Source organism: Rahnella inusitata (assembly GCF_965118895.1).
In the GTDB taxonomy this organism is placed as follows: domain Bacteria; phylum Pseudomonadota; class Gammaproteobacteria; order Enterobacterales; family Enterobacteriaceae; genus Rahnella; species Rahnella inusitata_A.
The window spans coordinates 126,082-143,927 of the sequence record NZ_CBCPJJ010000022.1; the positions used below are offsets into that span (position 1 = coordinate 126,082).

18 protein-coding genes and 1 pseudogene are annotated in these 17,846 nt (G+C 49.1%); 10 read left to right on the plus strand and 9 right to left on the minus strand.

Annotated features, from left to right (window positions below; translation table 11 throughout):
* Positions 1–30: 30 nt before the first annotated feature.
* Entirely contained in the window at positions 31–189 is a 159-nt protein-coding gene (locus ACMHLI_RS18515) for a hypothetical protein (protein ID WP_413530733.1), read from the plus strand.
* 117 nt (positions 190–306) lie between these two features.
* On the plus strand, positions 307–492 hold the full coding sequence (locus ACMHLI_RS18520; RefSeq protein ID WP_413530734.1) for a helix-turn-helix transcriptional regulator: 186 nt from the start codon (positions 307–309) through the stop codon (positions 490–492).
* A 57-nt stretch (positions 493–549) separates the two neighbouring features.
* Here ACMHLI_RS18520 and ACMHLI_RS18525 read toward each other — a convergent pair whose 3' ends face one another.
* The 3 genes from ACMHLI_RS18525 to ACMHLI_RS18535 form a co-directional block, all read right to left on the minus strand.
* On the minus strand, positions 550–870 hold the full coding sequence (locus ACMHLI_RS18525) for a DMT family transporter (RefSeq protein ID WP_413530735.1): 321 nt from the start codon (positions 868–870) through the stop codon (positions 550–552).
* Between the two features lie 98 nt (positions 871–968).
* Entirely contained in the window at positions 969–2,435 is a 1,467-nt protein-coding gene (locus ACMHLI_RS18530) for an ATP-binding protein (RefSeq protein WP_413530736.1), read from the minus strand.
* A gap of 3 nt (positions 2,436–2,438) precedes the next feature.
* Positions 2,439–3,161 carry a response regulator transcription factor gene (locus ACMHLI_RS18535; RefSeq protein ID WP_413530737.1) on the minus strand — a complete coding sequence of 241 codons (723 nt, stop codon included), beginning with the start codon at positions 3,159–3,161 and terminating at the stop codon, positions 2,439–2,441.
* Between the two features lie 153 nt (positions 3,162–3,314).
* Here ACMHLI_RS18535 and ACMHLI_RS18540 point away from each other — a divergent pair, with 153 nt between their 5' ends.
* From ACMHLI_RS18540 to map, 5 genes are all read left to right on the plus strand, one after another.
* Positions 3,315–3,941 carry a cytochrome b/b6 domain-containing protein gene (locus ACMHLI_RS18540; protein ID WP_413530738.1) on the plus strand — a complete coding sequence of 209 codons (627 nt, stop codon included), beginning with the start codon at positions 3,315–3,317 and terminating at the stop codon, positions 3,939–3,941.
* Positions 3,942–3,950: 9 nt separating this feature from the next.
* Positions 3,951–4,754, plus strand: coding sequence for a molybdopterin-dependent oxidoreductase (locus ACMHLI_RS18545; RefSeq protein WP_413530739.1), 804 nt, complete (start codon positions 3,951–3,953; stop codon positions 4,752–4,754).
* A gap of 54 nt (positions 4,755–4,808) precedes the next feature.
* A complete protein-coding gene (locus ACMHLI_RS18550) occupies positions 4,809–5,081 on the plus strand; it encodes a pentapeptide MXKDX repeat protein (RefSeq protein ID WP_413530740.1) in 273 nt (90 codons plus the stop codon).
* Positions 5,082–5,226: 145 nt separating this feature from the next.
* The gene (locus ACMHLI_RS18555; RefSeq protein ID WP_056779560.1) at positions 5,227–5,481 is read left to right on the plus strand and encodes a ParD-like family protein; all 255 of its coding nucleotides are present in this window, start codon (positions 5,227–5,229) and stop codon (positions 5,479–5,481) included.
* Positions 5,474–6,274 carry a type I methionyl aminopeptidase gene (map, locus tag ACMHLI_RS18560; RefSeq protein ID WP_413530741.1) on the plus strand — a complete coding sequence of 267 codons (801 nt, stop codon included), beginning with the start codon at positions 5,474–5,476 and terminating at the stop codon, positions 6,272–6,274. Before ACMHLI_RS18555 ends, map begins: the two co-directional genes overlap by 8 nt.
* A gap of 69 nt (positions 6,275–6,343) precedes the next feature.
* On the opposite strand, the gene ACMHLI_RS18565 is transcribed toward map, so the two are convergent.
* The 3 genes from ACMHLI_RS18565 to ACMHLI_RS18575 all read right to left on the minus strand — a co-directional run bounded on the left by ACMHLI_RS18565 (position 6,344) and on the right by ACMHLI_RS18575 (position 8,297).
* On the minus strand, positions 6,344–6,823 hold the full coding sequence (locus ACMHLI_RS18565) for a PadR family transcriptional regulator (protein ID WP_413530742.1): 480 nt from the start codon (positions 6,821–6,823) through the stop codon (positions 6,344–6,346).
* Between the two features lie 5 nt (positions 6,824–6,828).
* Positions 6,829–7,617 carry a siderophore-interacting protein gene (locus ACMHLI_RS18570; RefSeq protein WP_413530743.1) on the minus strand — a complete coding sequence of 263 codons (789 nt, stop codon included), beginning with the start codon at positions 7,615–7,617 and terminating at the stop codon, positions 6,829–6,831.
* Between the two features lie 68 nt (positions 7,618–7,685).
* Positions 7,686–8,297 (minus strand): TetR/AcrR family transcriptional regulator, encoded by a 612-nt coding sequence (locus tag ACMHLI_RS18575; RefSeq protein WP_413530744.1) that lies wholly within the window; start codon positions 8,295–8,297, stop codon positions 7,686–7,688.
* A 363-nt stretch (positions 8,298–8,660) separates the two neighbouring features.
* Here ACMHLI_RS18575 and ACMHLI_RS18580 point away from each other — a divergent pair, with 363 nt between their 5' ends.
* Positions 8,661–11,078: a TonB-dependent receptor domain-containing protein gene (locus tag ACMHLI_RS18580; protein WP_413530745.1), complete on the plus strand. Its 2,418-nt coding sequence runs from the start codon at positions 8,661–8,663 to the stop codon at positions 11,076–11,078.
* A gap of 145 nt (positions 11,079–11,223) precedes the next feature.
* On the opposite strand, the gene ACMHLI_RS18585 is transcribed toward ACMHLI_RS18580, so the two are convergent.
* The gene (locus ACMHLI_RS18585; protein ID WP_413530746.1) at positions 11,224–11,865 is read right to left on the minus strand and encodes a hypothetical protein; all 642 of its coding nucleotides are present in this window, start codon (positions 11,863–11,865) and stop codon (positions 11,224–11,226) included.
* 63 nt (positions 11,866–11,928) lie between these two features.
* Positions 11,929–12,573: a hypothetical protein gene (locus ACMHLI_RS18590; protein WP_413530747.1), complete on the minus strand. Its 645-nt coding sequence runs from the start codon at positions 12,571–12,573 to the stop codon at positions 11,929–11,931.
* A 482-nt stretch (positions 12,574–13,055) separates the two neighbouring features.
* Here ACMHLI_RS18590 and ACMHLI_RS18595 point away from each other — a divergent pair.
* A pseudogene (locus tag ACMHLI_RS18595) lies at positions 13,056–13,178 on the plus strand (hypothetical protein); the annotation flags it as partial.
* Between the two features lie 265 nt (positions 13,179–13,443).
* Positions 13,444–16,584, plus strand: coding sequence for an autotransporter outer membrane beta-barrel domain-containing protein (locus ACMHLI_RS18600; RefSeq protein WP_413530748.1), 3,141 nt, complete (start codon positions 13,444–13,446; stop codon positions 16,582–16,584).
* 92 nt (positions 16,585–16,676) lie between these two features.
* Here ACMHLI_RS18600 and ACMHLI_RS18605 read toward each other — a convergent pair whose 3' ends face one another.
* Positions 16,677–17,846 (minus strand): fimbrial protein, encoded by a 1,170-nt coding sequence (locus ACMHLI_RS18605; protein WP_413530749.1) that lies wholly within the window; start codon positions 17,844–17,846, stop codon positions 16,677–16,679.

The following is a 17,846-nucleotide window of genomic DNA, read 5'->3' on the forward strand; positions in this document are numbered from 1 at the left end:
TGTCAGGTTCAAAAAAAACCGAAGGAAAACATGATCATTACTCTTTCCGTCGCCGTGATAACCAGCGGTATCGGGCTGGCGATTATTCACGATCTGGCGCGTGACCATCGGGTTTACGCACTCGGGCGTAGTAAAGACAGCCTGCTGGCATTGCGGCTGATTGAAACTGTCGGAGCGGTGGAAATCTAATTGCTGCATTTCACTGCCGAACAAAGTTTTGAGTCGTATAGCACACACTAAATTAAAATTAATCCATTAATGTGTAATAAAGGTAACGGTATTTGAGGAATCGTCGAAGTTGACGTATTGGGACTAAAGCAGGATATTTTTGCCAAACTGACCGGCGTATCACGTAAGACATTATCTGAAGTAGAAAATGATAAGGGTAACTATACCTCTGACATTATCAATAAAGTCTTCAAGCCTTTTGGCTTAGAAGTCGGTCTGGTACCCACTTCTCGTCATACGCTGTCTGCTCTGTTTAAAGAATAATTATTAAACAAAAAAGCCGCTCTCCCCTGAGCGGCTTCCTGCAATTTACCCCTGACCTTATTCCTTGGTCGCAAATTTCAGCAGCACAACACCTGCGAAAATCAGAAACGCGGCGATTACGCGCAGCGGATTAAGACTCTCGCCAAACATCGTCACGCCGAGAATAAATGCGCCGATCGCACCAATACCCACCCAGACGGTGTAAGACGTGCCGAGCGGCAGCGTTTTCATGGCGATGGAGAGCAGCGCGAAGCTGAGTAACATGAAAACGATGGTGATGATGCTGGGAATCAGGCGGCTGAACCCGTGAGACTCTTTCATCGCCACCGACCAGACCACCTCGAAAATTCCTGCGAAAAACAGATATACCCAGGCCATGATGTTTCCTTTTTAGAATGCCAGGGTCGTCCCTGAATAATTATGCCGAATCTCTGGTCGTCCAGTCAGCGAATTAAGGCTGATTATAATGCAGTCTGCTACACCGGCACAGAAAACTGAAAACACGCGCCACGTTTCGGTTCTTCGATTAGCCGGATATCACTGCCGTGCAGCTGTAAAATACGGCGTACGATCATCAGCCCGAGGCCACCAGCACGATGTTTGTTGGCGCTGAGGATCGACGGGCGTACGAATAAACTGTCTTTTAGCTCCGCGGCGATACCCGGCCCGGAATCTTTCAGTTGCACCATCACCGGCCCTTCGCTTTTCCACAGTTTGATTTCGATGGTACCGCCTTCCGGTGTGTGGCGGATGGCGTTATCGAGCAGATTGGTCAGCACGCGCTCAATCATGCCCAGATCCGCATTCACCAGCGGAATGCCGGGAGTGATATCCGCCAGCAGTTTTTGCCCGCGTGTTTCAGTGGCCAGTTCGAATTTCGCAAACACGTCCTGCACCAGTTCGCACAGCGAGAACGGCTCTTTTTGCGGCTTCACGACGCCGTACTCCAGCCGCGCCAGTTCGAAAAGTTCCTGTGCCAGACGCCCGACTTTTTTACTCTGCGTCAGGGCGATGTTCAGGTAACGCTGGCGATCTTCGTTGCTAAGATGGTCCGATTTCACCGACAGCGTTTCCAGATAGCCGTGTAACGAGGTCAGCGGCGTGCGTAAATCGTGAGAAATATTGGCGATAAACTCACGGCGTTGTTGATCCTGAACCATCAGGCTTTGCCACTGTTGATCGATACGTTTTGCCAGCGCGACAAACGCCTGTTGCAGCTGTGACACTTCATCGCGCGGTGCAACGGCGGGCAGCTCTGTTTTCGCCAGCGCCTGAATAGCATCCATACCGCCGCTGTCGAGCTGGGCAATCTGCGCGGTGAGTTTACGCACCGGACGCGTCACCCAGCGGAAAGCCAGCGCACCGGCCAGCAAACCAAACAGGGCGACCAGTCCCATAGAACGCAGCGCCAGATAAATGGCCGACTGATATTGCGCATCGCTGGTCAGCGCGGTGTATTCGTCGCCGAGCAGGACGATATACACGTAGCCTTTAGTCACACCGTCCACTTGTAACGGCGCGGCGCTGAAGACCTGGCGGGTCTGCGGATCGCGCGGATTATCGCCATAGACCGGCATTTTCGCGCCCTGTAACAGCGCGGTCACCGGCCTGAGATCGATTTTTTGCTGTCGCAATCTGCCCGTCGGCGCAGCATTGCCGACGATCTTGCCGTTATTATCGAGCAGATACACTTCGACGCTCGGATTCACCGCCATCAGTTGGTTGAACAGCGTATGCACCGCTTTCGGATCCCAGTCACCCTGGCTGAGCAACGGATTATTGGCCGCGATCTGCGTCGCCAGATTGGCCGACAAACGCTGGATCACCGCCTGACTGTACTGATTGCTCGAACGCACCTGCATGTAGCCGGAAAGTGCGCAGCAGGCGAGCAGCAGCAGCGTAAATACCAGCGTCAGTCTTTGGGCCAGCGTGAGATTTTTCATGATTTACCCTTGCGCCTCTTCCGGGGAAGACGCGAATTTATACCCTTTGCCCCACACGGTCAGAATACGTTCCGGCTCAGCCGGATTGGTTTCTATTTTGATGCGCAGCCGGTTGATGTGGGTGTTTACCGTATGCTCATACCCTTCGTGTTCGTAACCCCAGACCTGATTGAGCAGGCTGAGACGCGAAAACACTTTGCCGGGATTTTTGGCAAAGAAATACAGCAGATCGAACTCACGCGGCGTCAGTTCCACCGGCTGATGATTGAGCATCACTTCGCGCGCAATCGGATCGATTGCCAGCCCGGCGAAACTCAGCGTTCCCGCATCCATCTTCATGTTGCGGCTCATGGCTTCCTGACGGCGAAACAGCGCTTTGACCCGTGCCACCAGCTCGAGCATGGAGAACGGTTTGGCCAGGTAATCGTCGGCGCCGAGTTCCAGCCCTAGCACGCGATGTACCTCGCTGGAACGGGCGCTGATAATAATGATTGGCGTGTAGCGCGTCATGTTGCGGGCGCGACGGCAGATCTCCAGTCCGTCAACGCCCGGCAGCATCAGGTCAAGAATTAACGCATCCCAGCCGCCCTTTTCCAGCAACGCCACGCCCAGATTGCCGTCGGCGGCGTGGGTGATCTCATAGCCTTCGTCGCGCAGATGAAGACTCAGTAAATCGGCAATATCACCGTCGTCTTCCACGATCAGGATCTTCTTCGTTTTATCCATTTTATTCTCAGCCCGTTCTTCCAAACCCTTCCCTGAGTCTACACAAGCGCATGCCGCAGAGTTATCACATTTAATTTAACTTTGCGTGAGGTCTTGGGGAACAAATCCGCCCAATACTCATTGCATCAACAGGGCAGATGGCGGGCAGACATCATGACGACGCACACAGAATTACCTCCGGTCGCGACACGCAAACCGGCCACGGTTCACCCTTTATGGCTGCGGCTGACCCACTGGCTGAATGCGCTGGCGGTGCTGATCATGGTGACCAGCGGCTGGCAGATTTATAACGCATCGCCGCTTTTTGATTTTGATTTTCCGTCCGCAGTGACGCTTGGCGGCTGGCTGGGTGGCGCGATTCAGTGGCATTTCGCCGGGATGTGGCTGTTCGGGTTTAACGGCATGTTTTACCTGCTGATAAACATTTTCACCGGCCGCATGAAACAGAAATTCTGGCCGCTGACGCCGCGCGGCATTTTCAATGATCTGCGGGCAGCATTACGCGGCAAGCTGCAACATGACGATCTGCGCCACTACAACATGGTGCAGCGCGCCGCTTATGTGTTCGTGATGTTCGACGGCATCGTGCTGGTGCTTTCCGGGCTGGTGGTGTGGAAATCGGTGCAGTTTCCGTTACTGCGTGAGCTGATGGGCGGTTACGACACCGCGCGCTACGTGCATTTTCTGGCGATGGCGTCGCTGGTGGGGTTCGTGGTGCTGCATCTGGTGATGGTGGCGCTGGTGCCGAAAACGCTGATCGCCATGATCCGCGGACGTTAAGGAAAACACATGAAAAACATCATCAAAAAAAGCATCAGTCACATTTTTAGCCCGTCCGACAGTGAGGCAATCGTGCAGGAAGCGCAGAAACAGATTATCCGTCAGCTGGATGCGCCATCCCGCCGCCTGTTCCTGCAACGCGGGCTGACGCTCGGCGGCGTGGCGATGCTGACCGGCTGCGACATCAGCGATAACGCCAGCGTGGAAACCGCGCTGGGTAAAATCTCCGGTTTTAACGACCGTGTTCAGGGCTGGCTGTTTGGCTCCGTGCGCCTCGCGCCGGAATATGCCGAATCGATGATCACCCGCCCGTTCCCGTTTAACGCTTTTTATGCCGAAGACGACGCACCTGAAGTTGACGGCACCGCTTATCGCCTGAAAATCGCCGGGCTTGCACTGGATAAGCGCGAGTGGTCATTGCCAGCACTGTACAAAATGGCGCAGGTCAGCCAGGTGACGCGGCACATCTGCGTCGAAGGCTGGAGCGCCATCGGTAAATGGGGCGGCGTACCGTTCGGAGATTTTCTCCGTCTGATTGGTGCTGACCTAACCGCTGAATACGTCAGTTTCAAATGCGCCGACGAGTATTACACCAGTATCGACATGGCGACCGCCCTGCACCCGCAAACTCTGCTGGCGCTGACCTATGACGGCCAGATTTTGCCGCGTAAATACGGGTTTCCGATGAAGCTGAGAATGCCTACCAAGCTCGGCTACAAGAATCCGAAACACATCGAAGTGATTGAAATTACCAATAAGTTTACCGGTGGCTACTGGGAAGATCAGGGCTACAACTGGTTCGGCGGGAGCTAAACCTTCCGGACTCAAAAACCATTACCTCAATAAGACCCTAATAAAGGAAATACCATGAAAAAGTTAACCGTAATGATGATGTCTGCCTGTCTGATGATGGGCGCAGTGAGCACCACCTATGCCGCTGACGCGATGATGAAAAAAGACAGCATGTCCAAAGACTGCATGAAAAAGGACAGCATGAGCAAAGATTCCATGGCAAAAAACAGTATGAGTAAGGACTGCATGTCGAAAGATAAAATGTCGAAAGATCACATGAAAAAAGACAGTATGTCTAAAGACACCATGTCAAAAGATGCAATGAAAAAAGACACGTCCAGCCAGTAAATTTCGCGCAGTCTGATTTTTTTAACGCCTCCGTCCTTTCTGGCCGGGGGCGTTTTACTGTTCCTGGCAGCCAAACGTTGAGGATCACCCGCTTTCGGCGTAATATACGGTTCATATATGATTCGTATACTGCCGAGGTCACCCAATGGGTATCATCAAGATTTCAGAACTGATGCATGAAAATCTGCGCATCGCCAGTCTGGCTTACACCCGCTCGATGAATGCGCAGGCTGAACACTGGATGAAAATTGGCATGCTGATGGAGACGCATCCCGATATGACGCACAGTGAAATTTCGCGCCTGCTGGTGCAGTGCAGCCTGGAATCTGATGAAAATACCGGCAGTATCCGCACGCTGTTAAACGTGGGTGGCACACACAGGAAGGCAAGTAATGAATAATGGTTTAGACAGTAAGTACTTTGTGAACAATAACCGGATGATCAAAACGCCGGAAGGCATCGACAAAGCCCGCATCGCTGGCAAGCTGGCCGCCCGCGTGCTGCACATGATCACACCGCACGTCGTGCCGGGCGTAACCACCAATGAGCTGGACCGCCTTTGCCATGATTATATCGTCAACGAATTGCAGGCGATCCCGGCGAACATTGGCTATCACGGCTACGAAAAAACCGTTTGTACGTCAGTCAATCACGTGATTTGTCACGGTATTCCATCAGACAAAGCGCTGAAAAAAGGCGATATCGTCAATATTGACGTCGCACTGATCAAAGACGGCTGGTACGGCGATACCAGCCGGATGTATTACGCCGGTGAGCCGGGCATTATGGCGCGCCGCCTGGTGGATACGACACTCGAAGCGATGATGGCCGGGATTGACGTCGTGCGTCCGGGTGCGACCCTGGGTGATGTGGGTTTTGCCATTGCCGCCGTCGCACACCGTGAAGGATTTTCTATCGTCGAAGAGTATTGCGGTCACGGCATAGGCATGGGCTATCACGAAGATCCGCAGGTGCTGCATTACGGCGAAAAAGGCCGTGGTCTGGTCTTGCAGGAAGGCATGTTATTTACCATTGAGCCAATGCTCAACGCCGGTAAGAAGCAGAATAAAGTGCTCGGCGATGGCTGGACGGTAGTCACTAAAGATCACTCGTTGTCTGCACAATGGGAGCATATGGTAGCGGTGACTAAAGACGGATATGAAATCCTGACACCGTGGCCCGAAGAGAATTAATTCCCCTGTGAAAAGCAAAAAGCCTCCAAATTACCCGGAGGCTTTTTCTTTTTATCACAGGTCAAGACATCAGCTGCGCTCAATTTCTTTGGTCGCGCGATCCAACGCATCAGTAATTTTATACAGCGTCTCCTGCTCGATAGGGCCTTTGGCCAGCCGCAGATTTAACGCCATGCGGATATTGTTTATCGCACGCTGCATTTCAGGAATACTGCGGTTATTGGATAATATCGCCAGCGAATGCAGTTTTTCAGTCACTGATTTCAATAACTCACCCTGCCCCGCCAGCGATTCTGCGCCTTCCGCCGTGATTGCATATTGTTTTTTACCGCCCTCTTCCTGGCTGGACGTGATTAACGCCTGCTCTTCCAGAAACGTCAGATTCGGATAAATAATACTGGCGCTCGGCGTGTATTCGCCTTTGGCTAATTCTTCTATTGCTTTGATAAGCTCATAGCCATGTGCCGGGCGCTGCTGTAAAAAATGCAGCATCAGTAACCGGATATCTCCGGTTTCAAACATCCTTTCGCGGCGGTGTTGTTTATTCATCAGCATTATTTATCGTGCCAGTACGCCACGCAGCGCACATAGGCCGGATCCAGCCCCTGATCCACAGTGAAATAATCATTCAAACCTTTTACCAGCTTGCCTTCGCCGGTCGCCCAGACGTAGTAATTGTTGTCCGGCAGCGGCAGACTTTTCACCTTTTGCACCAGCGCGTCTTCGCCGACAATCCATTGAATATCAAAGCCGGATCGCTCTTGCAGATAACCCTCGCAACCGGCGTTTTTCACTTTCACCAGCACGGTGATTTTCACATCAGTTGCCGCCTGTTCCAGTTCACCGAGACGACGTTTCAGCGCCGGAAGGCCAGTTTCATCGCACAGATACAATTGCCACTGATAGTCGGTCGGGATGATAAGCGACCCGCGCGGACCGCCAATGATCAATGTGTCACCAGGTTTTGCGCCAGCCGACCATTCACTCGCAACGCCGCCGTCGTGGAGATAAAAATCGAGCGTTAACTCATTTGCCTGTGCATCAAAATGCAACGGCGTGTATTCGCGGTTTAGCGGACGCGGGCCTTCGCCCCAGACGATGCCCTCTTCGGTGGCGACCGGTGCGGTGATCACATCACCCACATTGGCTGGGAAAAACAGTTTGATGTGATCATCAAAGCCACGAGAACTGAAGCCCCTGAGGTCTTCACCGCCGAGGACGATGCGTTTAAAACAACCCGCCACGCTTTCGCTGCGTTTCACGGTGAGGGTGCGAAAAACCAGTTCATTTTTTACACGAACCGGCAAGTTTGCAGCAGGGGAATCTTGACGAGGTTGTTCCATATTGTTTTCTCTTTCAGGGAATCTGTTGCCCTGAAAGATATATCTTAGCAATATTTTCCGCAAGCGTCTTAGCGCACGCCACCGCGTAAAAACATATCGACGGCGTTGAGAACCAGCTGGCGGATCTCGGCGATCTCCAGCGGCTCGGGATTTTGCTGATAAAGCCGCATATTGGTTTGTGCCGTGACCAGCGCCAGAAATTGTTGCGCGCGCAAAAGTGCGTCGGCCTTCGCCAGTTGCCCCTTTTCCATCGCTATCGCCATAAATCCGGCCAGCGCATGAATGGCTTCTGCCGGCCCGGAATCGTGGAACAGCATACCGATATCGGAATGCCCGGCTTCCGCGATCACCATGCGGTATACCGCCAGCGCTTCGCCGTCGTTGGTCAGCACCAGCAGCATTCTTTCGCCAAAACGCGTGAGTACGGTTTCTAAATCGAGATCCGGGAACGGCGCAGCGAGGCCGTTAACTGCTTCTGAAAGATGCCCGGTGGTGCAGGCTTTCACGACGGCAACCAGCAGCGCTTCTTTTGATGGGAAATAACTGTACAGCGTGGCTTTGGAACCGCCGAGGCGTCTGGCCAGCTCGTTCATGGACGCGCGCTCATAGCCCGTTTCTTTAAACAACGTGGCGGCAGCTTCGACAATTGCTTCCCGTCGGGCTTCGGTACGAACTTTCATCCTCACTCCTGTTCACTATTCAAGCCTGACAGCAGATGCCTGCCGGGCGCTAAACTGTACTGTACAGTTCTTATAACCACTCTAACGGCGGGTTTAGTGGTTGTAAAGATGCGTGCCCTAACGCAAATCCGCCGACAAAGTGCAAAGATTTCGTTAAGAAAGGCATTTATCTTTAACATTAGTTGATAACAATTATCAGTATCATTATCATTCGCACCAAGCCAAAGTGGGTATCGCGTATCAATAAACCCATACTTTATAAGGACAAAGGCATTCTCAGGAAGAGATCCTAACTTGCGTCTTAGCATTTGCAGGGCAGTTTTGTTGAGCAGAACTTAAAAATTAGTGCAGGACTAAAAACACATGTTCAAATCCTTTTCACAGCAGGGTTTGGTGAAAAACGTCGTTTTAATGGGGACGATTCTCACCACCACCTTTAACGTTAACGCAGCGGATGCCGTTAAAGAAAGTACCGATCTGGCACAAAACCAAACAAAGCCTTCTGACGTGATCAAGAAGAAACCAGTACGCACCGCTCAGGATCTGGCGCAGAGCCACGAAGAAGTGATGACCGTGACTGAGACGCTGCCGGATAAAAAACCGGGCTCAAAAACCACAATTTCCGCTGCCGATATGCAAAAAAAAGGCGGCAAAAATTTCGGGTCGATCATGCGTTATGAACCGCTGATCAGCGCAACGGGTTCCAGCGGCGGTTCCGGCAACGGTAAAAGCGGCTTCGACCGCGCAGGCTACACCGGCTATAACATCCGTGGTCTGGAAAGTAATCGCGTCAGCATTGACGTCGATGGTATTCCTCAGCCAAGCGCCACTGGCCGCGCTTATGCAAGCCGCGCGGGTCTGGGCACTTTCGGCATTGGCCGTGATTACATCGACCCGTATATGTACGGTCAGGTGGATATCGAGTCCGGCGCCACCTCCGCCGAGCGCGCCAACACCTCCATCGGCGGTGCCGTCTCCTTCCTGCCGAAATCCGCAGACGATTACCTGCGTCCGGGCAAAGAAACCTACTTCGGTTATCAGTCGGATTACAGCTCTTCAGATCGCTCCTGGCATAACGGTATCACCGCCGCCGCGGGCGATCAGGAGTTGCGTGGATTAGTGGCGATCAGCCGCCGCGACGGTCAGGAAACCAGCAATAACAGCGGCACACATGATGCGTATCCGGCTAACTGGCACTCCACCGCTATCATGACCTCCGGGATCTGGCAGCCGAATGATGAGCACAAATTCACCGGCACGCTCGATTACTACGAGAAAGTGAATCACACCCATTACGATGCGTGGGACAGCTCTGGCAACAGCGTGCTCGGCACGGCGCAGCAGCAAAGCAACACCCGTCGCTGGGGCGCGAGCCTGAAAGACGAATGGACGCCGTTTAACGATTTCGCCGATGCGGTCGTTTCGAAAGTCTATTACCAGTACACGCAGGCGCACGACAACACCTACATGCCAAACGCCAGCAAGCAGATGATGAACGTGTATTCTAACTATGACACCGACACCTACGGCGCAGAAACCAGCTGGCTGAAAACGTTGGGACGTCACGAACTGAGCGCCGGGATCAACGGTCGCGTGTCTGACACCGAACGTCCGTTCCGCGAAACGCCTGCGCAGAGCATTTACACCACCACCATGCAACCGGAAGCTAACAGCCGGACTTACGTGTTAGGCGGCTTCCTGCAAGACACCATGAAGTTTGACCTCGACGGCCATAACTTCTCGGTGATCCCGGCGGTGCGCGTGGCGTATCAGAACACTAAGTCGAAAGACCTGTCCGATCTCTCCAACAACGTCGTTTCAGAAGACTCCGTCTCAACCCTGTACGGTAAAGCCAATTCGGATACACAGGTTCTGCCGTCTCTGGCCTTCACCTATGATCTGACGCCAAAATTGATGACGTACCTGCAGTACAAACGCGGCGCACAGTTCCCGGATGCCAGCCAGCTTTACGGCTCATGGAACCTCGGCTCTTCTTACGCCGGTGCGGCGCAGTACGCGCTGATCGGTAATACCGATCTGAAAACTGAAACCAGCAATAACGTCGAGTGGGGCGTGAAAGGTGAAGCGACGCAAGGCGTGAGCTTCAAAACGTCGGTGTTCTACAACACCTACAAAAACTTTATCGCCAATACCCGTTACACCCGTGCTAAAAACGGCAACATGTTCACCAACGTGCCTTCCAACATTTATACGATCTATCAGGCTGAAAACCGTGATAAAGCGTATATCTACGGCGGCGAGCTGAGCACCAAAATCGATTACGGTACATGGTTTAGCGACGTGAACGGTTTGAGCACGACCTTCGCTCTGGGTTATGCGCAGGGTAAATCCAAATCCAGCTATGCGGGCGACAAGTACGTCGATCTCGACAGCGTTCCGCCAATGAAACTGGTCGCGGGCGTAGCATGGGATGATCCATCCGGCGTTTACGGCACCGCCGTCACTGCGACCTTCGTCAAAGGCAAAAAAGCCGAAGCCACCAGTCGTCAGAGCTATACCAACAGCGGTACGCCAATCGCGGATTCCAATGTGGATTACATGAACGTGCCGGGCTACGGCATGGTCGACGCCACCGCCTATTGGCAGGTCGCGAAGAACGTGAAAATCAACGGCGGCGTGTATAACATCACTGACCGTAAATACTGGGATTATCTGAGCAGTCGTACGCTGACCGACACCACCAATCAGGATGCTTACAACAAAGCGCTGGCGGTGATGCCAGGCCGTAACTTCCAGCTGGGCGTGAACGTCGATTTCTAACCGGTTATTAATCCGATAAAAGTCGTTAAGGGCGCAGGTGTGAATCTGGCGCCCTTTTTGTTTTCAACTCATGACGATGTTTTCGTGGGCAACCAGCAGTATAGGTTTTCCTAAAAAACTGAATATTCGTCATTTGAAATTGCTGTTATATACAATCCCCATAAGGCATAGCATTTTTAGCAATCATTTCCGTGCGCACAACATTCGCCGTGCGAGCACCTTGCATACGGTCGTGCATTTTGTACATTTTCTGCAACGCACAATCAACGGCATGAATCGCCGTAGGCGTAAAGCAATCCTCGTTCCAGCGGATAATCATTCCGCCCGCATTAGGATCAAAAATAAAGATTTCATCCCCGGTACCGTAGAAAGCTATCCCCTCATGATTCATTGGATAAAAGCTGTTTTTTAAGAATGCACAATTATCAGTACGTTTGCAGGTATCTCCCACCGATAAAACCAGCAATACTACACCGCACCCTTTCACAAATGGCTTTTCAGGAAAAATAGTGCAGGTATATCGGGAGTGCAGATTAAAAATTCTTTGACGGAAAGTCTGAAATCCGGGCGTAGTCGTATCTTCCAAAATATTACCGGACATACGAACCGCGCCCATATACTCTTTTATATATTTATACGCCTGAAGCGGTGTCAGTGGGAGTGACAAACCTTCTGCACATTCAGTGAGATGTACTGCCAATGCTATACTCAGCCCACAACAAAACCCACCCTGAGTTTGTAATTCATACTGACGACAACGAAAGCGATTAAGCGCCTGAATAGACATTTTTACATTCCTTTATCATAAACATCCCTTAAAGACTTAAACATGAGTCATTTGAAATGGCTGTTATGTATAATCCCCAAACGGTAAATAGTTGTCAGCTATCATTTGTGGCATCACGACATTCGCCGTGCGAATACCTTGCATGCGGTCATACATTTTGTACATTCTCAGCAACGCACAATCAAGGGCATGAATCACCGTAGGTGTAATACTATCTTCGTTCCAGCGGATAATCATTCCTCCCGTATTAGGGTCGAAAATAAATATTTCATCTCCTGTACCATAAAATGCTATTCCCATGTGATTCTTCGGATAATAGTCTGGGCTTTTTAGGTAAGCACAATTATTACCACGCCCGCGAGTTTTCGCCACAGATAAAGCCAGCAAAACCACTCCGCATCCTCTCACGAATGGCTTCATAGGATTTTTAATAATCCTATGTCGTGATTGAAGATTAAAAATCCTTTGACGAAAATGCTGAAATCCTGGCGTGGTCGTATCTTCCAAAATATTCCCCGACACACGAACAGCTCCCATATATTCTTGTACATAATCGAAGACATGTACCGCGCTAAGGGGGTGTGAAAACCCTTCGCCACATTCAAGAAGATGTGTCGCAAGCGCTACACTAATCCCACAACAAAACCCGCCCTGAGTTTGTAATTCAAACTGTCGACAGCGAAAACTTCTTAGCTCCTGAATAGACATTTTACCTCCCTTTACACTAAACACGCCGATCACAAATCTTATTTATTAGTAATATTACTAACACATACAGATAAATAATTAATGGGATTGCTATTATCCTATAAATATTTCTGGTTGAAAAAATCAACACAGATGAATATAAACGAGACAGATAAAAAATCTCATTATTTATTCTGCTATTTATTGATAATACTCATTTTTTAGAAAACCATCATAAGAAGATAAGACCATGCCTTTTCGTATGTTGGGGGTTGTCGATTAAAAGAATCCGTGCTTTTACATTATCCGATCATTTTTTAATTTTTCAGTTACAACCCTCTTTGCACTACTGGTTTGTATCCCTGCGCACAAGGGAACGTGGCGCGTCGCATCAGGTGTGAAAATTTACGCCGCCAGCCCGAACTTGGTATCGTTGGCCATCGCAACGGTCTCCGCTCGTCAGTAAAGCGGAAGACGGGCGCAACTTGCCTCGCCTTGCGAACCGAGCCGGTCTGGGCACTTTCGGCATTGGCCGTGATTACATCTACCCGTACATGTGCGATCAGGTGAATATCGAGTCCTGCGCCACTGATAACTCGCTATTCGCTGCTGATATCGGCGGCAATGAATGATGGCTGCAAAAAAAACCTTAGGCCAAATATCTTTTACGTTTAAGACCTTATATAAATTAAGAATAGCTAAAGTGTAAGTTCATTTTCAATTAATTATCATAACCTATTGATTTGAAATTAAATAGATCAAAACAACGTGAGTTATTAAAATGAATTTACATTCAGCTTATGTTTAAACATTCATTTTCTGGTTTAATAGATTCTTATGGTCAACTTTATTTTTTGCCGTCCTTCCAATAATTGGACAAGGAGTGTCTCCGTGATTAAACCTTCTAGAAAAAAATTACTTACCAGTATCTTATACGGTCTTATGTTCCCAGCCAGTTACTCCGGTGCTCAGGATCCTATCTCTTTGGTAGACGGTGAAACCGGGACTTTTGAGGGTGCATCAATTTCTATCGACCAACCCAATCAGGTTGCAGTAAAAGTTACCGATTATAATAGTGATGCCATTCTCAACAATAGCAATCTCTCTATTACCGGCAAGAACGATGTTGCACTTTACGCACTAAACAACGGCAATATAAATTTCGTTAATGGTGAAATCACATCGGCTAACGGTCAGGCAATCTATGCCAAAATCGGTGGGACAATTAATTTAAATACCGTAACTGTAAATACTAAGGGTGGTGATACAGACACCATCATCGCTGATGGAGATGGTTCAAAGATTACTGGTCGCGGAATAAATATTGTTGACACATCAGATTCGTCTTTGAGTTCTGTTGTTACAGCCATGAATGGGTCAGTTGTAAACTTTTATGACAGTACAATTGACAGTACCAGCGTATCTTCCTTTAACGCTCAGTCATCTACTGTATCAATTAATAACTCAAAAATAAACCAGGCGAGTGATTATTCACAAAATGTCATTAATGCATTAGGGAAATTGAAAAAAAAGGCAGTCGTTAATATTTCCAACAGTAACATTTCCGGGCACGGAACAGGTTCACCGGGATTACTAATCAACAGCAATGCGTATAGTGAAACCACTATTAGTAATTCAACCTTTACAGCGACTGGTGATAGTTATGTTGGAATTTGGGTATCTGGATCCACTGCCAATCTAAATGCTGAAAATATATCTTTATCAACGAATGGTACAGGATGTCATGCTGTAGAAGATTATGGTTATATGAATCTTAAGGATAGCGATATTACAACGTATGGCGAACAATCATACGCGTTGTATAGTACATATCAGCTCCATTCCGATAACCTTGATTTAAGTACATTCGGAATCAATAGTCCGGCGGCAGTGGTAGCAAGAGGTGGAACACTAACACTCAATAATAATAAAATTAAAACACAGGGTGTGAACAGTGCAGGCATATATAATATGTATGGCTCAAAAATTATCGCAGATAGCACTACCGTAGAGACAGTCGGTGATGATTCAGCGGCTATACGAGTTTCCTACGGTACCACGACTAAAATTTCTAATAGTCAATTTACAACTCAGGGAGAGAGAGCTAATGGGATCTTTTCAGCCGGTTCCAGTACATCTGATCCAACATCAACATTAGCAATAACTCACTCTACTTTTAACACAGAGAAAAGTAGTGCAATAGCCTTGGTTGGAGCAAAAATAAATATTGATCTGCAAGATAGTTCTGAACTCATTGGTGGAAATGGCATTTTGCTTGAAGCAAATACCGGTATTGTTAATAAATCCCCTCTATTAAGTACAGTCAATCTTGCCGCGAGTGGTGATTCTTATTTGCAAGGTGATGTCATTACTCAACGAGATGAATACGGCAATAACACGTCAAACATTATGCTCTCCGATAGCTCAAGATGGCAAGGCAGTAGCACATGGGTGGATAGCGTAACCGTTGATGAGTCAAGTCAGTGGGATATAACTGATAGTTCAACCGTCAATCATTTAGCATCAAATGGTACATTAAACTTCCTCTCCAATGGTAATCAATTTTCAACACTCAATGTTGCAGGTAACATGACAGGAGGAGGAAAATTAATATTAAATACCCAGCTTGGGGATGATTCCTCAGCGAGTGATGTTCTGCATGTATCAGGAAATATGGAGGGGGATTACAATCTAACGGTAAATAATACTGATGGCACTGGGGCGCTGACGACCGGTGACGGCATTGATATTATTCAAGTAGATGGAACGACACAAGGTAATGTGAAACTTGCTAATCGTGTTGCAGTGGGTTCCTATGAATATCTCTTATATAAGGGTAGTTCAACAGACGCGAATGACTGGTATTTGCGTTCATCATTTACCCCCGACCCAACGCCTGTGCCAGACCCAACACCTGAGCCAGACCCAACGCCTGCGCCAGACCCAGCACCTGCGCCACACCCAACGCCTGCGCCAGACCCAACATCTGAGCCAGACCCAGCACCTGTGCCAGACCCAGCACCTGTGCCAGACCCAGCACCTGTGCCAGACCCAGCACCTGAGCCAGACCCAACACCTGTGCCAAACCCAGCACCTGCGCCGACCAGCACTGATATTCCATGGCGGCAAGAAGTTGCGGGATATATAGCAGCACCGTCCCTCAATCAGCGCTACGGTTTCGATTCAATTGGTACCTATCATCAGCGAACCGGCAACGGAGTTTCACACAACAGCAATGTTTGGGGCAGAACTTCTGCCAGCCACCAGCGCAATGATCCAAACCGTTTTAGTTATTCTACTGATACCTGGTTCGCTCAGCTTGGAATAGATCTCTATGAGAATAAAGACAATGAGCAAACCGAACACAAAGCCGGGATAATGACAACTATTGGTAATCAGAAAACGGATGCTGAAGATAGTGCGCGGGGAGTGAATCCTTTACTGTCTGTTAATACCGGGAGTATCAATTCTGATATTTATAGTCTCGGTGGCTATTACACGATAATGGGAAAAAACGGCGGATATATTGATGCTGTTTCGATGGCTAGCTATTACCGTAACCATTACAATAGTGCAAGCGATGCCCAGCAGCAGGGTTATGGGATCGTCGGATCTGTAGAGGCAGGGAAACCTTACACATTATATAACCATTTTAAAATTGAGTACCAGGCACAAGTAAAATATCAGTATCTTAATCTTGATAGTTTCAGTGATGATATTAGCGCTATTTCTGGAGTCTCTCAAAGTGCAGTTGAGGCAAGAGGTGGTATACGTCTTATGAGAGATGACCCGGTATTTATTCCTTACATCACCCTTGATGCTGTAACGTCCACAGGTACGGATCCTGATGTTACGATTGCCGACCAATCTTTAAGCAGCCAAATGAGCGAAGATTATTGGCAAACAGGAGGGGGTATTTCATACAAGTTCACGAATGAAAGTGAACTCTATGCCGAGGGGCAATATCAAAAATCCTTCAATAACGCCTTTGAAGGTTACAGTGGTATAGTCGGAGTCAAGGTCAACTTCTAAGTGAAATGTTAAAAAGCCAATCCCTTAGGATTGGCTTTTTATTACGTAAATCAATTTGCGCACTTCAGAACATTTAGAAAAGTACCGTACGTTCAATAATAGGTAATAGTAACATTAGCCTTCGCAGTGATCTTACCAGTAAAACTATTCCCCCCGGAATCCGTTACATTGGCTGCTGTCTGCACAATTGCCGCCTGGAAAGAGGCGGTATTTTTACCCTGCTGCCCCACCCCCAGATTTTGTTTCACGCCGGTTTTGACCACCTTTCCCTCACTGTCATAAATCTCAACAGCGATACCGCTGAGCGCTTTGTTGTCAGCCGCATCATGAACTACCAGAGTATCTTTCCCATTAATCACGGCATTCGCATCGTCAAAGGTAAACTCTACATTGCTGGTGTAGCTGCTACAGGTAAAATCCATCCCAAAACGGGTCAGTGGCCCTTCCTGAGGGAAAGTCCCACTGCTGCTTTTGCGGATACCGCCTAAATCAACTACCTGATGTTTGTTATCCAGCGAGCAGGAAGGCGCGGCGATATAGACGCCAGAACCAAGAGGTACATCAACAGTTGCAATGCCGCTAAGCCCGTCGATAGTGAAGGTCAGATGTGCCCCCGGCGGGATCACCGCCTGGGAACCGTATTCCATCCAGCCAAATTTAATAAGCTCCGCGCGCATTGATTCGATGGCGAAGTTATATTTATTATCGTATTTGTACAGCGTCTTTGCGGCGTTATATTGCGCACCGAACTCCACCAGTGTGGTGTCATCTTTACCATTAATGATGGGATACTCCACGCCAAGGCGTTTTCCCGCAGCCATTGCCGCAGGTGGATAACTGTTTGGCAGAGTTTCTTCATTCATTGAAACTGCCTTAATGTACATCTTAAGCTTGATGCCGTTGTTTGTGGTATCCGCCTCGCCGGTCCAGTTCAGTGCCTTATCATTCACCGCACTCAGACTAAGGGTTATCGTGCCATCGAAGGCCACTGGCGGTTCAAATTCTTGTCCGTCAGAAGTGCATGTCATACGCATATTGGGCAAAAACTGTGCGTAATCCAGTGAAAGCACAACCGAATAGTCGGGTATGTTTTGATCGGCGGCAATAGGGTTTTCCCGGGTATAAGGCGAGAAAGGCTGAGCACCTCCGGAATCAATATCACAATGCAAAACCGCAGCAAATGTTGTGGCTGGAAATATACAGAACAACATGAAAGCCGCAGTATAAGAAGGGACGTTAAATCCCGAGACCTTTCTTTTCAT